The organism is Emergencia sp. 1XD21-10, from assembly GCF_009936045.1.
GTDB lineage: Bacteria > Bacillota > Clostridia > Peptostreptococcales > Anaerovoracaceae > Senimuribacter > Senimuribacter intestinalis.
The window spans coordinates 46,230-64,130 of record NZ_QWEQ01000002.1; the positions used below are offsets into that span (position 1 = coordinate 46,230).

The 17,901-nt window shown below is 45.2% G+C and carries 16 protein-coding genes; all 16 read right to left on the reverse strand.

What is annotated here, in order from left to right:
- Nucleotides 1-143: 143 nt before the first annotated feature.
- The 16 genes from D1151_RS00395 to plsX all read right to left on the reverse strand — a co-directional run bounded on the left by D1151_RS00395 (nucleotide 144) and on the right by plsX (nucleotide 17,762).
- A complete protein-coding gene (locus D1151_RS00395; RefSeq protein ID WP_161907550.1) occupies nucleotides 144-989 on the reverse strand; it encodes a tyrosine-type recombinase/integrase in 846 nt (281 codons plus the stop codon).
- A gap of 264 nt (nucleotides 990-1,253) precedes the next feature.
- Entirely contained in the window at nucleotides 1,254-1,820 is a 567-nt protein-coding gene (locus D1151_RS00400; protein ID WP_160202221.1) for an NUDIX hydrolase, read from the reverse strand.
- The gene (gene miaB / locus D1151_RS00405) at nucleotides 1,817-3,133 is read right to left on the reverse strand and encodes a tRNA (N6-isopentenyl adenosine(37)-C2)-methylthiotransferase MiaB (protein WP_161907551.1); all 1,317 of its coding nucleotides are present in this window, start codon (nucleotides 3,131-3,133) and stop codon (nucleotides 1,817-1,819) included. Before miaB ends, D1151_RS00400 begins: the two co-directional genes overlap by 4 nt.
- Nucleotides 3,134-3,159: 26 nt before the next feature.
- Nucleotides 3,160-4,335: a M20 family metallopeptidase gene (locus D1151_RS00410; RefSeq protein WP_161907552.1), complete on the reverse strand. Its 1,176-nt coding sequence runs from the start codon at nucleotides 4,333-4,335 to the stop codon at nucleotides 3,160-3,162.
- Nucleotides 4,336-4,391: 56 nt separating this feature from the next.
- Entirely contained in the window at nucleotides 4,392-5,378 is a 987-nt protein-coding gene (locus D1151_RS00415; protein ID WP_202620355.1) for a threonine/serine dehydratase, read from the reverse strand.
- 181 nt (nucleotides 5,379-5,559) lie between these two features.
- Nucleotides 5,560-6,681, reverse strand: a complete 1,122-nt coding sequence (locus D1151_RS00420; protein ID WP_161907554.1) for a metallophosphoesterase — start codon at nucleotides 6,679-6,681, stop codon at nucleotides 5,560-5,562.
- A 9-nt stretch (nucleotides 6,682-6,690) separates the two neighbouring features.
- Entirely contained in the window at nucleotides 6,691-6,894 is a 204-nt protein-coding gene (locus D1151_RS00425; RefSeq protein WP_161907555.1) for a hypothetical protein, read from the reverse strand.
- A gap of 9 nt (nucleotides 6,895-6,903) precedes the next feature.
- Nucleotides 6,904-7,671 carry a GNAT family N-acetyltransferase gene (locus D1151_RS00430; RefSeq protein ID WP_161907556.1) on the reverse strand — a complete coding sequence of 256 codons (768 nt, stop codon included), beginning with the start codon at nucleotides 7,669-7,671 and terminating at the stop codon, nucleotides 6,904-6,906.
- A 23-nt stretch (nucleotides 7,672-7,694) separates the two neighbouring features.
- Complete coding sequence (locus D1151_RS00435) at nucleotides 7,695-8,504, reverse strand: MBL fold metallo-hydrolase (protein WP_330588232.1); 810 nt, start codon at nucleotides 8,502-8,504, stop codon at nucleotides 7,695-7,697.
- A gap of 56 nt (nucleotides 8,505-8,560) precedes the next feature.
- Nucleotides 8,561-9,562 (reverse strand): NAD(P)H-dependent glycerol-3-phosphate dehydrogenase, encoded by a 1,002-nt coding sequence (locus D1151_RS00440; protein ID WP_161907557.1) that lies wholly within the window; start codon nucleotides 9,560-9,562, stop codon nucleotides 8,561-8,563.
- A 20-nt stretch (nucleotides 9,563-9,582) separates the two neighbouring features.
- Nucleotides 9,583-10,182, reverse strand: a complete 600-nt coding sequence (gene plsY / locus D1151_RS00445) for a glycerol-3-phosphate 1-O-acyltransferase PlsY (protein WP_161907558.1) — start codon at nucleotides 10,180-10,182, stop codon at nucleotides 9,583-9,585.
- Nucleotides 10,182-11,507, reverse strand: coding sequence for a ribosome biogenesis GTPase Der (gene der / locus D1151_RS00450; protein WP_161907559.1), 1,326 nt, complete (start codon nucleotides 11,505-11,507; stop codon nucleotides 10,182-10,184). Before der ends, plsY begins: the two co-directional genes overlap by 1 nt.
- Entirely contained in the window at nucleotides 11,500-12,399 is a 900-nt protein-coding gene (gene ftsY / locus D1151_RS00455) for a signal recognition particle-docking protein FtsY (RefSeq protein WP_160202234.1), read from the reverse strand. The genes der and ftsY overlap by 8 nt, the downstream gene beginning before the upstream one ends.
- Nucleotides 12,400-12,444: 45 nt before the next feature.
- A complete protein-coding gene (gene smc, locus D1151_RS00460; RefSeq protein ID WP_161907560.1) occupies nucleotides 12,445-15,993 on the reverse strand; it encodes a chromosome segregation protein SMC in 3,549 nt (1,182 codons plus the stop codon).
- Between the two features lie 64 nt (nucleotides 15,994-16,057).
- Complete coding sequence (gene rnc / locus D1151_RS00465; RefSeq protein WP_160202236.1) at nucleotides 16,058-16,756, reverse strand: ribonuclease III; 699 nt, start codon at nucleotides 16,754-16,756, stop codon at nucleotides 16,058-16,060.
- Nucleotides 16,749-17,762 (reverse strand): phosphate acyltransferase PlsX, encoded by a 1,014-nt coding sequence (gene plsX, locus D1151_RS00470; RefSeq protein WP_161907561.1) that lies wholly within the window; start codon nucleotides 17,760-17,762, stop codon nucleotides 16,749-16,751. The genes rnc and plsX overlap by 8 nt, the downstream gene beginning before the upstream one ends.
- Between the last annotated feature and the right edge of the window lie 139 nt (nucleotides 17,763-17,901).

The following is a 17,901-nucleotide window of genomic DNA, read 5'->3' on the forward strand; positions in this document are numbered from 1 at the left end:
GTCATGTATAAAATAAAAAAGGTCAATCAATATTATAAGTATTGTCAGAAAATGTTGATTTTTGTACTATATTAAAGTATAATATTTTATATGAGATTACACGTGTTTGCAACATAATCACAATTATGTCATATTCCAATCTATCACATCAACATCTTCATTTTCTCCATACAGCGCAGATGCTCCCTGCCTGATGACACCATATAAATCCGTGTCGTATTGATACTACAGTGTCCCAGAATATCTGCCAGTTTTGCAATATCCTTTTCTGCTTGATAAAACACTCTAGCAAAGAGATGCCTAAGATTGTGTGGAAAAACCTTTTTGTCTGAAACTCCAGCTGCTTTACAAAGTGCTTTCATCTCTTTCCAAATATTAGTTCGGTTAACCGGTCTGCCGCTACGAGTCAAGAAAATACTTCCTGATGAAATTCTTTGCTTCTTTACATATGTAACCAGTTTTTTTCGTAATCCTTTCACCAAAAAAACAGTTCGATTTTTGGATTTACTGCATACCTGCAGTTTTCCCTGTTTTACAGCCTCTACGGTAATGAACTTTAATTCACTTACTCTGATTCCTGTAGTTCCTATCGTTCGCAAAATCATCGCTAGCCGCTCTTTTCCCCTGCTAAGTGCACAATCTACCAACCGCAAATACTCTGACTTTATCAACTCCTTTTCTTCTTCGCAAAAAATTTGCCGCTGAACTTTTATTGCTTTCATTCGTAAATCATCCCACCCTGTATATGCAAAAAAGCTGTTAAGTGCAGCCAGCATAGAGTTAATACTGCTAAATGCGTAACCCTCAGCAACCAGATCCTGCTTATATGCAATCAACTTTTCCTTTTCTACCTCCTTACGGTTTAGATAATCTGCAAATCTTTTTACGTCACGGCGATACTTTTCAATTGTTAGCTTGCTTTTCTCTTCCTGATATAGATAGCTACAAAACGCTTGAATCAAACTCGCCGTCAAAATTCTCTCTTCCATATCCGTTCTCTCCTATCCTTTGATTCATCTGAAAATGCATATATAATAAAAAAACTCCTAAAATATGCATAATTCCTCGACTATACATGCATATTTTCAGAAGTTTTCTTCAAAATGTGTACAACTCTCTATATATTTAGCTAAAATTTCCTATAAACGACCTGCGTTTTCTTAAAAAAATGCATATATTCGAAGTTTATCGTCAAAATATGCACGATAATGTGCATATTTTAAGGATTTTTTCAAAATATATGCACACCGCACCTACGCCCTGCTAATAAGCTTTCCATATACCCGCTTTAGCATCCACGGTTCGCTGACGCGCTGCGCAAGCTGACTGACAGGAATCCACTGCACTCCGCTGTTTTCATCTGCTTTAACAGAAAGAGGCGCATTTTCATCTGCCTGCAGCAGGTAGGTCAAATTCAAATGAAGGTGTGACGGCACGTAATCGCCGCGTTTTTCATGACCGTCTACGGTGATAATTTCGAGAGAAAACGGTACACGCCGCAGCACCTTGAAATCCTGCACCCCAGTTTCTTCCTTTGCTTCACGGATTGCAACAGAAAGCAGATCGGCTTCACCGTCAGCGTGACCGCCAGTCCAGGCCCAAGAGTCATACAGATTGTGGTAGACCATAAGTACTTTATCGCCACCATCATTGACAATCCACGAGGAAGCTGTAAAATGTGCAGTCAGATTCTCCCGCACCAGACAATTGTCGTTTTCTTGTAAAAAACGAAGCATAACTTCCCTATCCCGCGCTTCCTGCTCACAGCCCGGCACAAAATCTGTAATGACAGAGCAAAGATTACTCAGCTTCGGATTCATAAAATTTCTCCTTCCAGGCTGAAGGTGTTGCTCTTTGTAATCTTTACATCTACCAGCTTTCCTGTCATGTCAGTCTCGTTACGGAAGTTCACCAGCTTAAATCCATCGGTTCTTCCTGCAAAAGTTTTACTTCCCGTTTTGCTCGGTCCTTCTACCAGCACCTGCTGCACAGTTCCCACATAGGCGGCGTTCTTTTCTGCGCTGATGCCGTTCATCAATTCTACCAGCCGATTAAACCGCTCATGCTTAACTTCCTCTGGAATCTGATCCTCATACTTTTCCGCCGGCGTGCCCTTCCTGATGGAATATAGGAAAGTAAAAGCGGAATCATAGCGTGCTTTGCTGACTAAATCCAGCGTTTCTGCAAAGTCCTCTTCTGTTTCTCCCGGAAATCCTACAATAATATCCGTTGACATAGTGATGCCAGGTACAGCAGTTTTCAGCTTCTCAACAAGAGCCAGATACTGCTCTTTATCGTAGTGACGGTTCATGGCTTTGAGAATCCGGCTGCTGCCTGACTGTACCGGCAGATGAATATTCTTGCAGAGCTTATCGCAGTCCACAAATGCCTGGATTAGCTTATCAGACAAATCTTTCGGATGTGAAGTCATAAAACGGATCCGCTCAAGCCCTTCTATTTCATTGAGCATATAGATTAACGCTGCAAAATCCACCCCATCTGCGCCTTTATAAGAATTGACATTCTGCCCTAAAAGCATGATTTCCTTAACACCATCGGCTACCAATTCCCGCACTTCACGGAGAATTTCCGAAGGCTTTCTGCTCCGCTCTCTGCCCCTGGTATACGGCACGATGCAGTAAGTGCAGAAATTGTTGCAGCCAAACATGATGTTGACCAGCGCCTTGCTTTCGTAAAGCCGCTTCGCTGGCAGTCCTTCTACGATCTCGCCGCCGTCTGGCCAGATTTCCACCTGCTTCTTTTTCTCGTTGAGCGCATTGTCAATCAGTTCTGGAAACTGATGAATGTTGTGGGTTCCAAAGATGATATCTACCCATGGATACCGGGCTTTAATGGTATCAATAACGTGCTGCTGCTGCATCATACAGCCGCAGACGCAGACCAGGAAATTGGGATCGTCCTTTTTTCTGTGTTTCAGCTGTCCCAATGTGCCAAAAAACCGTTTATCCGCATTATCCCGTACACTGCAGGTATTGATAATGGCAACGTCAGCGTCTTTTCGCTCCTTCACCGGCGTAAAGCCTTTTTCTAAAAGCATGCCTGCCATGACTTCAGAATCGTGCTCATTCATCTGACAGCCAAAAGTTGTAATGTGAAATGTCTTCTCTTTCATGAACCTGATTTTGTCTCTCTTTCTACTCAATTATTCTTCATACTTTCGTCAAACTCTGCTTTAATAACAGCTAAAAGCTCTGGATCACAGAGGATTTCCAATCCTGTCAGTGCCAAAGCCTCCGCTCCCAAACGAATCGCCCTGTCTCCTGCTTCCGTAACAGTCACATCAGCAAACTCATTGGTATGCAACTGCAAATCCGGACATCCTAGACCAATCCATGGATGAATCGCTGGTACAACCTGACTGACATCTCCCATATCCGTAGAACCTGTACTGTCAATGTGAGGCATCTGCCCGCCTCCAATAGCCATATAGTGCTTATCAAAGATATCCGCCAGCGTTCTGTTGGTAACCATATTTTTATTGCCCGGCTCATTGTTCCAGATTTTGTAGGTTGTGCCTACTGCCGCGCATGCAGCCTGCGCGCACCGTTCAAACAAATCGCGTATTTTTCGGATATCCTTCATAGAACTTGCTCTTACCAGATATTTGACAGACGCGTGAGCAGGAATCATACTGCACTTCTCACCGCCATCTACAAATACACCGTAAATATTGGTATTCTTCAAATACTGCTTCTCAAATCCAATCAAACTATAAAAATGAACTGCCGCATCCAGCGCATTGATGCCGTCTTCCGGCGCTGCGCCCGCATGGGAAGCTTTGCCGTAGAATTCAACCTGCCACGCGTCCAAAGCTGTTGTCTTTCCGCTGGACAGATTTACAGGATTCGGATGAACTGTCATTGCTACATCCACCTGATCAAAAACTCCGTTTTCCGCCATAGGCGCTTTTGTAACAAAACATTCCTCCGCCGGTGTGCCAAACAAAATTACCTTACCACCGGTTTCCTTCACCGCCTCCCGTAGCGCAAATGCTGCTCCCATTGGCGCTGTCGCTATGATATTATGACCGCAGCCATGACCCATAGACGGAAGGGCGTCATATTCACAGGTCAGTCCGATAGAAGGACCCGGTCTTCCGCTGTCATAGACAGCCTGAAAGCTATATGGTATGTCTAAAATATTCCGGCTTACATCAAAGCCGTGCGTCTCCATGGTTTTTGTCAGCAGCGCGCTTGCCTTTTCTTCTTCACCGCCAATCTCCGGATTTTCATACAGATAGGTTCTGATGGAAGTCAATTCCTCCATGTTCTGTTCAACAACCTCAATCATCTTTTCCTTTAATTTGATATCCACAGACCACACCTCTTCTCTCATCAGGATATCTTTATCATACCACAAATGACTACTTGTTACAATTTTTCTTTCAACAGCTCCACCATCAAATTACCATCAATATTACCGCCGCTCATAATCAGAGCAATATTTTTGCCGCCGATTCTTTCTGCCTCATCCATCACAGCGGCCACAGCAGCCGCGCTGGCGCCTTCTACGATATACTTTTCCTCTTTTATCATGTGTTTTACCGCCTTACGTATAGACCGTTCTTTTACCTGAATGAAATCATCTACATAGTCTTCCAGAATCTCATAAGCGAGTTTTCCAATGCCGCCAACCAATGCGTCGCAAATCGTATCGCCGGTTACCGGATATTCTTCGTAGAACACATGGTCGGAAAAGGATTTGATCATAGCCGGACAGGCCTCTGTCTGCACGCCGATGATACGAATCTCTGGCTTGATTGCCTTTGCCGCGACAGCTATGCCTGTGATCAGACCGCCGCCTCCGATAGGAACGACGATGGTATCGACAGACGAATTTTGTTTGAGAATTTCCACGGCAATTGTTCCTTGCCCTCCATAAATCTTAGGATCATCGTAATATGCGTCAATGTAGGTCAACCCATTTTCCTGAATATATGACATGCCCAAAGCATGAGCCTCATCATAGTTTCTCCCCATCAAAAGCGCATCGGCCCCATAAAACTGAATCTTGTCTATCTTCGCCTGGGGCGTAGTCTCAGGCACGATAATCTTTGCATTTTCGATACCCAAAAGCTTTGCGCCATAGCTGACAGAGGCGCCGTGATTCCCGGAAGAAATCGTTGCTACGCCTATCTTCCGTTCTTCTTCTGTCAGCGTTGTCATCTTGCTCAGCGCCCCTCTGATTTTGAAGCTCTTTACCGTTTGATTGCATTCCAGCTTAAAATAATACTGCCTGCCAGTTTCTTTGCCAAGGTAAATAGACGGCTCTAAAGGCGTTAAATAAACGTAATCGCGAATCCGATCATACGCCTCAAAGACTTCGCGTGCTGAAAATGGCTGTTGTTTGTGATTCATTACTTGTACCTCCTGTTTCAAAAAAGAAAGCATCCCTGATCTGCCCCTCCACGAAAGTGGCCCTAACGGGACAAAACCGGCATGCTGTCATATCCTTACCCGGGGGTAAGAAAAGCGTTCATGTGATTAAATTAATATACATTATAGACAATGAAATGACTTGTGTCAATGGAAAAAACAGTTAATTTTTTCCTACTTTTTCTCCTTTGAGCCTAATCAACACATATTCGCACTTTCCTTCCGTCCGCACCGGATAGCCCCAGCCTGTAAAGCCAGAGGAGACGATTACTTTGCACGTTTCACCATCATATAATCCGTAGTTATAGCTGCCGCTTGCCTGCAGCAATAACCCGAGCGGCCAGATCTGCCCCGCATGGGTATGACCGGAAAGCATCAAATCCACGCCTGCAGAAGCACATTCCCCCACATCAACGGGTTGATGATCCGCTACTATGATATACTGTTCACGGCTTACACCCTGCAGAATCGCTTCCATCGAATTTCGTTCGCCGGGCAGCCCATAACCGGCGTCATCCCTGCCAACCAAAACCAACGTGTCGTCAATTTTCATAAAAGAATCTGCCAGCAGTATAATCTCATTTTCCGCCAAAACCTGTTCCAGGTCTTGTCTGCTGTAAGCCTTTTTCTCTGTATAATTCTGCAGATCGTGGTTTCCATAAACATAGTAAACGCCGTATTTAGTATCGACATTGCCGAAAATGCGAAATACATCCTCCATCTGTGCCCGGCTCGTACCCTCCTCGACGATATCACCGCCCAGTATGAGTACATCCGGTCTGCGCGCACTGAGCGCCGCCATCTCTTTTTCTAAAAGTTTTGTGTCCTGCACTGTACCGTAATGAGTATCCGTAACCAATGCAATTTCATAGGTTCCAATGCGTTTTTCCGACGTTATTTCATACACGGTTTCATGAATTCGGTCCATATTCACCGCACCGAAGCCAATCAAAAGAATCGCCATAGCCACGGGAAGCAGACAACATTTTCGCTGCAAATTTACAATCTTTTCATCACGCTCTTTCCACCTGCGCCATATGGACCGCAAAATCCAGAACAATAAATGCAATATTCCAGCGAACAGAAGCGTATAGAGGATAGCTAGCGCCAGTACGTGCATTGGATTTGTACAGATGCCTGCCGACACCAAAGTCAGCAGCCAGTGAAATGCTCGCACTTTACTTTTTTGCAGATCTAAATGCAAACAGGTAAAAATCTGCTGTAAATACCGATACGCGCAGAATCCTACCAATATAGTCACAAGTCCTAAAACGACGTAAAACATTTTCTCTCCTTATAAAAGATCATACTGCCTGTACATCGCAAGCAAATTCTGATATGTCAGCTTATTCCCCATGAGTTGACGATAAGTGGCGGATTTTTCCTTCCCGTCCCCTTTCAAATCCTCCATCTTTTCCGTCGTTTTGTCATATTCCTGCTGTACAAAGGTCAGCATTTTCTCAAAGGCCGCCAGCCGTTTTTCGTCCATCTGTTCCATTTGCTCCCTCTACTTTCTCACTTCATAAGCGATATAACTGTGATCCAGCACGTAACCCAGCTGCTGCGCCAGCGCCAGAGACGCTTTGTTATGGGCGTCCCAGCTGGGATAGAGTCCCTGTTCCAAACATCTGCAGATCAGCGCCGCGCCGCATAGGCGAGCAAGCCCTTTTCTGCGCCAATCGGCTCTGGTGTCGATTTCAATTTCAATGCCGCCATTGTAGACGCTGTAAGAGGACGCGCCGCAAACCAGCTCCCCATGATGTAAAATTGCTGTTCCAACGCCTTTCTCACGGTATACTTCGTAATCCGCATACTGTGACACTAAATCCCGGCTCCACTCCATGGATTTTGCCCGATCAAAAATTATTTCATCGATCGGTGCAAGGGTAAAGCCTGCAGGCACCGCAGAAGCCAATTGGCGAAGCCTTGCCAGATCAAAGCTGGCGTCCTTTTGGGTGGCATAGCGGGTAAACTTCTTTGCCCGTTCTCCGAAAAAATCCTCAATTAAATCACCCAGCGCGTCGCTTGCCGGAACCATGATACAAAAGCTGTGACAGCCACCCTTTGCGAAGGATGTCAAAAAATCAAGAGAAGGCGCTCCCGCTAAAAAGCAGAAATCGCCCAGCACTGCAGCCGCCGATTTCGGATGCACTGCGTCATCTGTATAAATCTCGCCCATGATGCCCTGCAGGCAGGACCAAATCATAGTCTCATCCCAGCCTGCAAACAACTTCGCAAGGCTTCGATTTTTCGCGTTCCCATCAAAACGATACATCGTTACCTCCTATAAAACTTACCCTATTGGAGTTCCAGTCTCAATCCTACGCCGACTTCAACAACCGGCAATTCCGCCAGCATTGCCGCCTTTGCCGCAAGGGACACACAGTGACACGGATACAGTCGTTTTACGCCGCAGGATTTCAAATATTCAACCGCCTTATCCAGCTGCCTGCCCTTTTCAAAGAGATGAAAGCCTCCGATGATGCCGGCAATTCTGCTGTCACCGCAGACTTTCTTTGCATATTCTATGATGTTGCAAATTCCGCTGTGAGAGCAGCCGGTAATGATAAACAGTCCCTCTTCCCCGCGGTATGCCAGTGCTGTATCGTCCATGACATAGTCATCTTCCCAAAGGCCATCCTTCAGCCTGCGCCCGACAGGTTCTGATGCCTCAAAGTCATTGCCTCTAGGAATTTCACCAAGCCATACCAGCTTATCGATCAGATTAACAGGCTCACACGTTGTCGTAAGCTTCGTCCACAAAGCAGCATCCGCAAGAGAAAAAGGCGCACCAAAGCTTCCCGTTTCATCTTCCCGCGGCAGAAAACAGTCTGGGTGTGCAATCAAAGAAACTGCCGACAAATCAGCCCTGTCTTTTAAAAACAACAACCCTCTGGTATGATCGTTGTGTCCATGGGAAAACACAATCTTCGTCAAGGAGGATAAATCTATACCCATCAGCTCCGCATTTTTTAGAAGCACATCTGAATAGCCGCAGTCGAAGAGAATCCGCTCGCCGCCCTCCTCAATATAAAAGGCTGCCGCTGGTTCTCCCAGATAATATTCGTCGATGTAAGTATTGTTATCTACCAGCACTTTCAGTTTCACTATACCGGCTCCTTTCATTATAAACACAGCCGGAGGTTCCCCCTCCGGCTATCTTTCTAGTCAATATGCTTTTCGTTCTTTCTATCTCTGCCCATCAAAAGCTCTACAGCATCCTTTGCGGTAATCTTCTCATTGATACAATTATAAATGCACTCGGTAATCGGCATTTCTACGCCAACTTTCTGTGCCAACTGATAAGCAGCTTCTGCCGTAAACATGCCTTCTACGACCATGCCGACTTTTTCAACTGCCTCACTGGGTTTCATACCCTCACCGATCATAATGCCGCAGCGGCGATTTCTGGAATGCATGCTAGTACAAGTTACGATTAAATCGCCGATACCGGTAAGACCCGAGAACGTTGCAATATCTGCGCCCAGTTTCACACCAAGACGGCACATTTCTGTAATACCGCGAGTCATCAGCGCCGCTTTGGCATTATCCCCAAAACCGATTCCATCAGAAATACCTGCACCTAAAGCAATGATATTTTTCAGAGAACCGCCCAATTCCACACCACAGACGTCATCATTGGTGTACACTCTGAAACGCTCTGTCATGAAAATATCCTGAATGTACTCTGCCAGCACCATATCCTTAGAAGCCACCGCAACCGTCGTCGGCATCGCCCTGCCTACTTCCTCCGCATGAGATGGACCGGAAAGTACCACATATTTTACATCCGGTTTCAGAAGATACGCGATTTCGCTCATACGCATCAGTGTTCCCTGCTCAATTCCCTTTGCCACGTTGACAACAACCATGTCATCCTCAAGAAAAGGAATCGCTTTTTCAAAGGCACTTCTAAAATGCTGGGCTGGTGCGGAAAACAGTGCAATATCTGCACCAGCAAGCGCTTCTTCTGTAGATTCTACAATCTGCAGATTATCACAGAATTTGATACCTGGCAGGTACCTAACATTTTCTCTGTGCGTCTGCATCTCTTTTACATGATCCATGTTGACATCACACATTTTAATCTGATGTCCTTTATTACTCAGTGAAATTGCAAGAGCTGTTCCCCAGCTACCTGCACCGATAACACCAATTGTTTTCATCTTAAATTCCTTCTTTCCAGCTACTTGTCAGCTTTCTTTCCCAAGCTGAGCCTGCTTTCCTCACCTTTTACGATACGTTTAATATTTCCACGATGTGCATAGATTAAAAGCGCCGCCATGACAATACCGATATAGAAAAAGTCCGGCTCCATAAAATATGCAAACACAGGAAATGAAGCTGCTGCTGTGATAGACCCAAGGGATACCATACGGGTCAAAGCCACCACGATAGCCACCACTAAAAGCGCAAGAAGTGCCAGCTGCCAGTTGACGCCAAGAATCGCGCCAAAGGCAACGGCCACGCCCTTTCCGCCTTTAAATTTAAACACGATAGGCCAAATATGCCCCACAAATGCCGCTAGCGCGCAGAACATTGCTGCAGGTGGCGCAGCAAATGCAAATCCTATCTTAACGGCAATAAATCCTTTGCCGATGTCTACAATCAGCGTAATCAGCGCTGCTTTTTTTCCCAGTACGCGAAGGGCATTGGTCGTTCCCGCATTGCCGCTTCCCTCTTTTTTGATATCCTTACCGACCGCTCTGGCAAGAAGCGTTGCCGGGGAAATATTTCCAAGGAAATAGGCAATGATAATAACGATGACAAACTGTAAGTTTTCCACTACTGTTCCTTCTCTCCTTTTTCTCTGAACACAAACTTGATTGAGGTTCCTTCAAAACCAAAGCCTTCTCTGATTTTGTTTTCCAGATATCTGGCATAGGAGAAGTGCATTAAATCCCGTTTGTTAATTTGGAAGGAAAACAGCGGTGGCTTTACACCTACTTGGGTTACATAGTAAATTTTCAGCCTTTTTCCCTTATCCGATGGCGGCTGTTTCATCATGGTCGCATCGGTAACAAGACTGTTCAGCTGACCGGTCGGCACCCGCAGGGCTCTTTTTTCCGCTACGTACTTTGCCATCTTGATGACGTCAAAAACCCGCTGCTTATCTTTGACAGAAATAAATACCATCGGCGCATAGGACATGAACTGAAGTTCTGCCTCGATTTCCCGTTTAAAGTCGCGCATCGTGTTGGTTTCTTTCTGAATCAGATCCCACTTGTTGACGACAATAACTATGCCCTTGCCTGCCTCGTGAGCAACGCCTGCAATTTTCTTATCCTGCTCAGTCACGCCTTCCTCTGCATCAATCATCAGAAGACACACGTCGCAGCGCTCGATAGCTGCAACGGCGCGAATCACGCTGTAGCGCTCAATATCTTCGTTGACTTTGCTCTTTCTGCGAATACCAGCCGTATCGATTAAGGTATACTGATCGCCGCCCCACTCAAAAGGTGTGTCGATAGAGTCTCTGGTCGTTCCTGCAATTGGAGAAACGATAACTCTCTTTTCTCCAATCAGGCAGTTGATCAGAGAGGATTTTCCTACATTTGGCTTTCCGATGACGGCAACCTTAATGTCATCCTCCTCATCTTCATCAAGACCCTTTGGAAAGCTCTCCACAATTTCATCCAGCACATCGCCGAAGTTGAGCATATTGGCTGCAGAAATAGCGATAGGCTCGCCAATTCCCAGCTCATAAAAATCATAGAAATCATCGGGCAGATTTCTTGGATTATCAATTTTATTAACAAGAAGCATGACCTTTTTGCCGGTTCTTCTCAGCATCATCGCTACTTCGTTATCGGCATGGGTCAGACCTTCTTTTCCATCTACCATAAAAAGTATTACATCAGCCATATCCATAGCTGTCTGCGCCTGCTCTCGCATCTGAGAAAGAATCACATCTTCACTATCAGGCTCAATACCACCGGTATCAATTAATGCAAAGTGAATGCCGTTCCACTCTGCCTCCGCATAAATTCTATCTCTGGTTACGCCGGGGGTGTCCTCTACGATGGAAACTCGTCTGCCCACCACTCTGTTAAAAAAGGTAGATTTTCCAACGTTTGGTCTGCCCACTACGGCTACTATCGGTTTACTCACTAAAAATTCCTCCCGCAAATTCTAACGGATCAAACTCTTTCAGGTCTTCCATTCCCTCGCCTACACCGATATACTTAATCGGAAGGTCAAATTCATCCGCAATAGTGATGGCGATACCGCCCTTAGCTGTGCCATCCAGTTTCGTCAGCACAACACCGGTGATTTCTGCCACTTCGTTAAATTCCTGTGCCTGAGAAACAGCATTTTTACCTGTAGTTGCATCCAGCACCAGCAGAGTTTCTCTTGCTGCCTCAGGAAACTCTCTGGAAATGACCTTGTTCATCTTTTCCAGTTCGTTCATCAGATTTTTCTTGGTCTGCAGTCTCCCTGCAGTATCACAGATCAGCACATCCATGCCCTTAGCCTTTGCTGACTGAATAGCATCGAATATAACTGCCGAAGGGTCTGCCCCCTCCTGGTGGCGCACAGTGTTGACGCCGATTCTCTGTCCCCAGATTTCAAGCTGCTCTCCTGCTGCTGCTCTAAATGTGTCCGCCGCACCCAGCAGTACGGTCTTTCCTTCGCTTCTCAGCTTATGCCCAATCTTTGCAATGGACGTAGTCTTTCCGCCGCCGTTAATTCCAATCATCAGAATCACTAAAGGCGTATCTGCGCAAAGTTTGTTCCTCTCACCTTTGTCCATCAGCTGTGCAATGACCTTGGCAAGCGCTTCCTTGATATTCTCAGGCTTTGTGATGTAGTTTTCCTTGATATACGCTCTCAGGTTTTCCATGATTTTCATGGTAGTATCCATGCCGATGTCCGATGTAATTAATATTTCTTCCAGTTCATCCATCAGGTCTTCATCAATCTCCGGTCTCCCCATGATGGCATCGCCGATTCGCTCAGACAATTTACCAAAAAAACCTTTTTTCTCTTTAAATAATGCCATAAATTTATCCCTTTCCGGTTTTCACCGTATTTTACTTAATCCAAATTATAATGCAAAATCATCACCAAGACGCAGACTGAGAACCTTGGAAATTCCCTGCTCCGGCATGGTTACGCCATAGAGCACGTCTGCATGCTCCATAGTTGCCTTCTGATGGGTAACCAGCGCAAACTGAATGTTATCGAATCTGCGCAGGTATTTTGCAAATCTATCGATGTTAGCATCATCCAGTGCTGCTTCTACCTCGTCCAAAATGCAGAACGGCGTCGGCTTTGTTTTCAATACCGCAAACATCAGTGCAATAGCAGTCATAGTTTTTTCACCACCGCTCATCAAATTGATGTTCTGCAGCTTCTTGCCAGGCGGCTGCGCAATAATATCAATTCCTGATTCAAGCGGATTGTTCTCATCTTCCATTCGAAGTTCTGCATGACCGCCGCCGAATAACTCGCGGAAAATGACTTCGAAGCGCTCCACAACCTGATCAAAATTCTCCTTGAACTTAGTCTTAATGGTAGTATCCATCTCTGCGATGATACCCCGCAGCTCGTCCATAGCGGTAATGATATCCGCCCGCTGGCTTGTCAAAAACTCGTAGCGTTGACTTACCGTTTCGTATTCCTTGATGGCACCCACGTTGACCTCACCAAGCTCTCTGATTCTATTCCTGATGTCTCTGCTTTCCTTTACAGAAGTGCTCATGACAAAATCTGGATTTCGCAAATCTACTGCCTGTGCATAGGAAATCTCAAAATCCTCCCAGAGTCTTTCTTTCAGCGTATCCAGCTGCGTCTCGTTCTTTGCAACCTTGATCTCCAGCTGATATTTCTGATCCTGACAGCTATTCAGTCTCTCGTTATATCCCTGCTGCTCCTTGGTTACACTGCTGAGCTTTTCAGTCAAAAGGCTTCTCTGACTTCCGACCTCTTCGATATAGTTTTCTGTATTTTGCTTTTCTTCTGCAAGCCTTGCGATATCTTCCTCTGCGCCGTCTGTGCCAAAGAGCAGTCTGTTCTTCTCTTCTCCCAGCGCTGAAAGCTGTCTTTCTTTTGTTTCAATCTGAAAACGATAATCCTCTGCTGTCTCAGAAATTCTCGTAAGCAAGCTCTCTATATTGTTCTTCTTGCTTTCCCATTCTGTAGCGGCAATTCTGGTCTTTGTAATACCTTCGCTTGCTTCATCAATGACAGCCTTTTTGGTCTCGTAGGCAGCCATAGCTTCCTCAATCATGTGATTTAGAGTCTCAATTTGAGTTTCCGCCTGCCTCATTTCTCCGAGGAGAGTTTCTACTGTTGCCGCAGCGTCTTTACTGTCTTTCTCAATGGAAGAAAGCTCCTGCGCAAACCTTGCGCTGCTGTCTGTAATCTGGTTAAGCGCATCTTTCAGCGCAGTAATTCTGCCCGCAAAGGATACCTGTTTCAATTCTGTATCTCTCTGACGCTGACGTAATTCTGCAAGTTCACCGTCAAGAACCTCTGCTTTTTCTGCCGCTTTGCGGTTCTCCTCCGCAGCTTCTGAAAGTTCTGCTCTCAAGGCTTCGATTTCTCTCTCTAAAGTCGTAATTTCACTGCGCCGTTCAAGAAGATTAGCCGTTTTGTTCTTGAATTTACCGCCGGTGATAGCGCCGCTGACATTGATAATTTCTCCATCCAGCGTTACAAAACGAAGTCCGGTTCCTGAAATTTTGGAAAGTCTGATTGCGGCGTCCATATCCGCTGCAATTACAACTCTTCCCAGCAGATATTCAAATATATTTCTGTATTCATCTCTGCAGGTAATGCAGTCCGCTGCAAGACCTTTATAACCGGAATCGGCAGCAATCCGCTGATCAATCTTTGCCCTGCCTCCTTTTATAGAAGCAGCTGGAAGAAAAGTAAGACGTCCCGCTTTATTTTCTTTCAGTTTTGCAATGGCACGTTTTGCACTGGCATCATCATCACAGATAATGTTCTGCATCTGTCCTCCAAGTGCCGTCTCTATAGCAACTTCAAGTCCTGTTGGAACCTCCATCAGCTCGGCAACCACGCCGGAAATACCAGAAAGTCCGCTGCGCATGATATACTTTACCGCATAGTTATAGCCTTCATAATTGTTTTCCATCTCTTCAATGGTCTTTTTTCTGGCAACCTTCTGACTGCCGGAAAGCTTCAGTTCCTCAACTCTGGCACCGCTCATCTTTCTTCGGAGTTCCAGCTGTTTTCTTTCCTCCGTCAGTGCCGAAATCTTCGCCTTGATTTCGGCCAGCAACTGCTCATTCTGACGGCTTTCAGCCTCTGCCTTTGCAAGCATTACATTGCTTTCTTCCTGGCTTTCTGCCGCACCATTTGCTTCCTCATTGAGCTGCTCTTTGCGCTTTTGCAAAGTCTCACGAATACTTTCGTAACTCTTTACCTCACTTTTTTTAGAAGCATTCAAATTATGCAGGCGAAACATTTCTTCTCTGCTGTTATCAATGGTATCAGTCAGCTCAGAAGCCTCACGTGTCAAAGCACTGTGTGCTGTCACCTGCTCCTGCAGCAGTGCTGCTGCCTCTTCATGATTCCGCGCAATCTCTTCTTTAGATTTTTCAAGCTGCGCCTTATTTTCTTCTTCGCGTGAAAGACGGCCCGACAGTTCCTCAATTTCGCCTGTCAATCTGGCGCTGTCCTTTTCGATACCGGAAAGGCGCTCCTTGCTCAACTGACTTTCGCTGCTGCGGCGGTTCATCTCTTCCACGATATGTAACAGCTTGTCCCTGGCTTCGTTGCCCAGTTGTTCCAGATGTTCGTTCTTTTCTCTATCGGCTTCTGCTTCCTTGTCGATATTTTTCTTCTTCTCAGTGATTTCCGCAAGTTCTTCAGAAAGTCCTGCAATGTCTTTCTGATAAATATCATTCCTGGACAGAATATTATCTATATTCTTCAGTGTGATATTGATTTCTAAATCACGATAGCGCTCTTTCAGCTCCAGATATTCCTTTGCCTTAATACTGTCTTCCCGAAGCCCATCGATTCGTCCCTCAATCTCTGAAACGATATCGTTGACTCTATCAAGATTATTGCCGGTGGATTCCAACTTTCTCTCAGCTTCTGCCTTTTTGCTTTTGTACATGACAACACCGGCAGCTTCCTCGAAAATTTCTCGTCTGCTCTCCGGTTTGTTGCTGACAATATCTGCAATTTTACCCTGCCCGATGAGAGAATATCCGTCAACGCCGATCCCGGTATCCATAATCAGCTCTCTGATATCTCTCAGTCTGCACTGATTATTGTTGATAAGATATTCACTTTCGCCGGAGCGATACATTCTTCTGGTAATGGCTACCTCGTTATAGTCGATGTTCAAAATACCTGTCGAATTATCAATTACTAAAGTAACCTCAGCCATCCCACGTGATTTACGGCTGGCTGTCCCTGCAAAGATAACTTCTTCCATTTTTCCGCCGCGAAGAGCTTTCGGGCTCTGTTCGCCGAGAACCCATCTGATGGCGTCGCTGATATTACTTTTTCCGCTTCCATTGGGGCCTACGATACAAGTTACACCCTCGTGAAACTCTATAACTACCGGCTCTGCAAAGGATTTAAACCCATGCATTTCTAGCCTCTTAAAATACATACTGACCTTTCCTCTTTCTACTAAGTTATGTTTTTCTTTGTCTCATACTAATTTCATGCCTTTATCAGAACTGATTTTCTGACAACAGATGAAAGGTTTCTCTTGCGGCATTTTGCTCCGCTTCTTTCTTGCTTTTGCCTGACCCGCGCCCCAGCACCTTGCCATTGCAGGACAGATGGACATAGAAGGTTTTATCGTGATCTGGACCTTCCTCTCTGTCCAGGTGATAGGAAATGATAATCTTCTTTCCGCGTTTTTGCAGAACTTCCTGCACCTGCGTCTTATAATCGGTAAATATTCTGCCTGCAAGGGCATCCTCAATAGTCTTCGCAAACTCTCTTGAAACAAAGCGAAAGGCTTCTTCAAAACCGCCATCTAAATAAATAGCACCTACTACAGCTTCCACTGCATCAGCAAGAATGGATTCTCTGTGTCTGCCTCCAGAGTGTTCTTCGCCTTTTCCCATATTCAAATATGCACCAATGTCAAGGCGTCTTGCCACCTGCGCCAAAGACTTTTCGCAGACAATAAGAGCTCTGGTTTTAGTCAGTTTTCCTTCATCCACTTTTTCCAAAAGCTTATAAAGCTCCACACTAATAATTGCGTCAAAAAAAGCGTCACCTAAGAACTCCAGCCGCTCGTTGTTATTTTTAACCTCAGTTCCATGCTCTCTGCAGAAGGAACTGTGGGTCAGCGCCTTGTTCAAAAGTTCTTTATCTTTAAATATATATTGGATTTTCTTCTCAAAATCTCCGTTATTCACTGATTAGTATCTCCTCAATCTCCAAAACTGAATTCTGTATGGTATCTACCACATTTTCCTCCACATAAGGGATTGCCTTCATGATGGTCTGCTTTACGGCCAGAGCATCAGAAGAGCCATGCATTTTCAGAAGGGCTCCCTTTACGCCAAGAAGCGGCGCCCCACCATATTCTGCGTAGTTAAACTCTTTTTTAATTTCTGAAAGCTGATCTTTCAAAAGAACCGCACCAAGTTTGGACTTAGTCGTTGACAGAAATCTGCGCTTCATCTCGCGAAGTACCATCAAACCCATACCTTCTGTCAATTTAATGATTGCATTCCCCGTAAAACCATCTGTAACGATGATATCGCAAATGCCATCCTGCAGACTTCTTGCCTCAATGCTGCCGATAAAGTTCAGATTACTCTTTGAAAGCAGTTCATAGGCAGCCTTTGTCAAAGTAGTACCTTTGCCTTCTTCTGTTCCGTTATTGACAAGTCCTACAGTCGGGTTCTCTCTCTTCAAAACCTTTTCCATATAAATGCTGCCCATAGTGGCAAACTCTAAAAGATTGCCTGGCTTGCACTCTGCGTTAGCGCCGGTATCTACCAAAAGAGACGGCTGCATGCCGATGACTGGATAAACTGTTGCCAGGGTCGGTCTGTCGATTCCTTGAATTCTTCCCAGAATAAAAAGTCCTCCTGCCAGAAGTGCCCCGGTGCTTCCTGCCGAAAGGAGCACATCCGCTTCTTTGTTCTTCACCATGTTAAGACCCTTGACAATAGAAGAATCCTTTTTAGTTCTAACCGCCTTGACAGGAGCTTCATCGTTGGTGATTTCTTCGCTTGCGTCAATGACCTCTATCTTTTCAGAAATGGTCCCGTATTTAGCAAGGCAAGCTCTGATTTTATCCTCATGGCCAATAATCGTAATCTGATCTTTAATCTCTTTTGCTGCTGCAACTGCACCTTCTACAATAACTTCCGGCGCGTGGTCGCCACCCATACCGTCCAATAAAATTTTCATTCTGTTCCTCCTAGCTCGCTGTCGCGTGAGCATACATAATTTATTTTAACACAATTCCATGTTTTATGCAAGAAATGGAAGGATTCTATAATAAATGTTAGGAAGCGACCTCAACATTTAACATAGAACCAAAAACTAC

Bases quoted from the DNA above. Each gene is read 5' to 3' on its own strand.
- D1151_RS00395 (WP_161907550.1), bottom strand. From the start codon at position 989: ATGGAAGAGAGAATTTTGACGGCGAGTTTGATTCAAGCGTTTTGTAGC.
- D1151_RS00400 (WP_160202221.1), bottom strand. From the start codon at position 1,820: ATGAATCCGAAGCTGAGTAATCTTTGCTCTGTCATTACAGATTTTGTG.
- miaB (WP_161907551.1), bottom strand. From the start codon at position 3,133: ATGAAAGAGAAGACATTTCACATTACAACTTTTGGCTGTCAGATGAAT.
- D1151_RS00415 (WP_202620355.1), bottom strand. From the start codon at position 5,378: ATGAATCACAAACAACAGCCATTTTCAGCACGCGAAGTCTTTGAGGCG.
- D1151_RS00420 (WP_161907554.1), bottom strand. From the start codon at position 6,681: ATGTTTTACGTCGTTTTAGGACTTGTGACTATATTGGTAGGATTCTGC.
- D1151_RS00425 (WP_161907555.1), bottom strand. From the start codon at position 6,894: ATGGAACAGATGGACGAAAAACGGCTGGCGGCCTTTGAGAAAATGCTG.
- D1151_RS00430 (WP_161907556.1), bottom strand. From the start codon at position 7,671: ATGTATCGTTTTGATGGGAACGCGAAAAATCGAAGCCTTGCGAAGTTG.
- D1151_RS00440 (WP_161907557.1), bottom strand. From the start codon at position 9,562: ATGAAAACAATTGGTGTTATCGGTGCAGGTAGCTGGGGAACAGCTCTT.
- ftsY (WP_160202234.1), bottom strand. From the start codon at position 12,399: ATGGCATTATTTAAAGAGAAAAAAGGTTTTTTTGGTAAATTGTCTGAG.
- smc (WP_161907560.1), bottom strand. From the start codon at position 15,993: ATGTATTTTAAGAGGCTAGAAATGCATGGGTTTAAATCCTTTGCAGAG.
- plsX (WP_161907561.1), bottom strand. From the start codon at position 17,762: ATGAAAATTTTATTGGACGGTATGGGTGGCGACCACGCGCCGGAAGTT.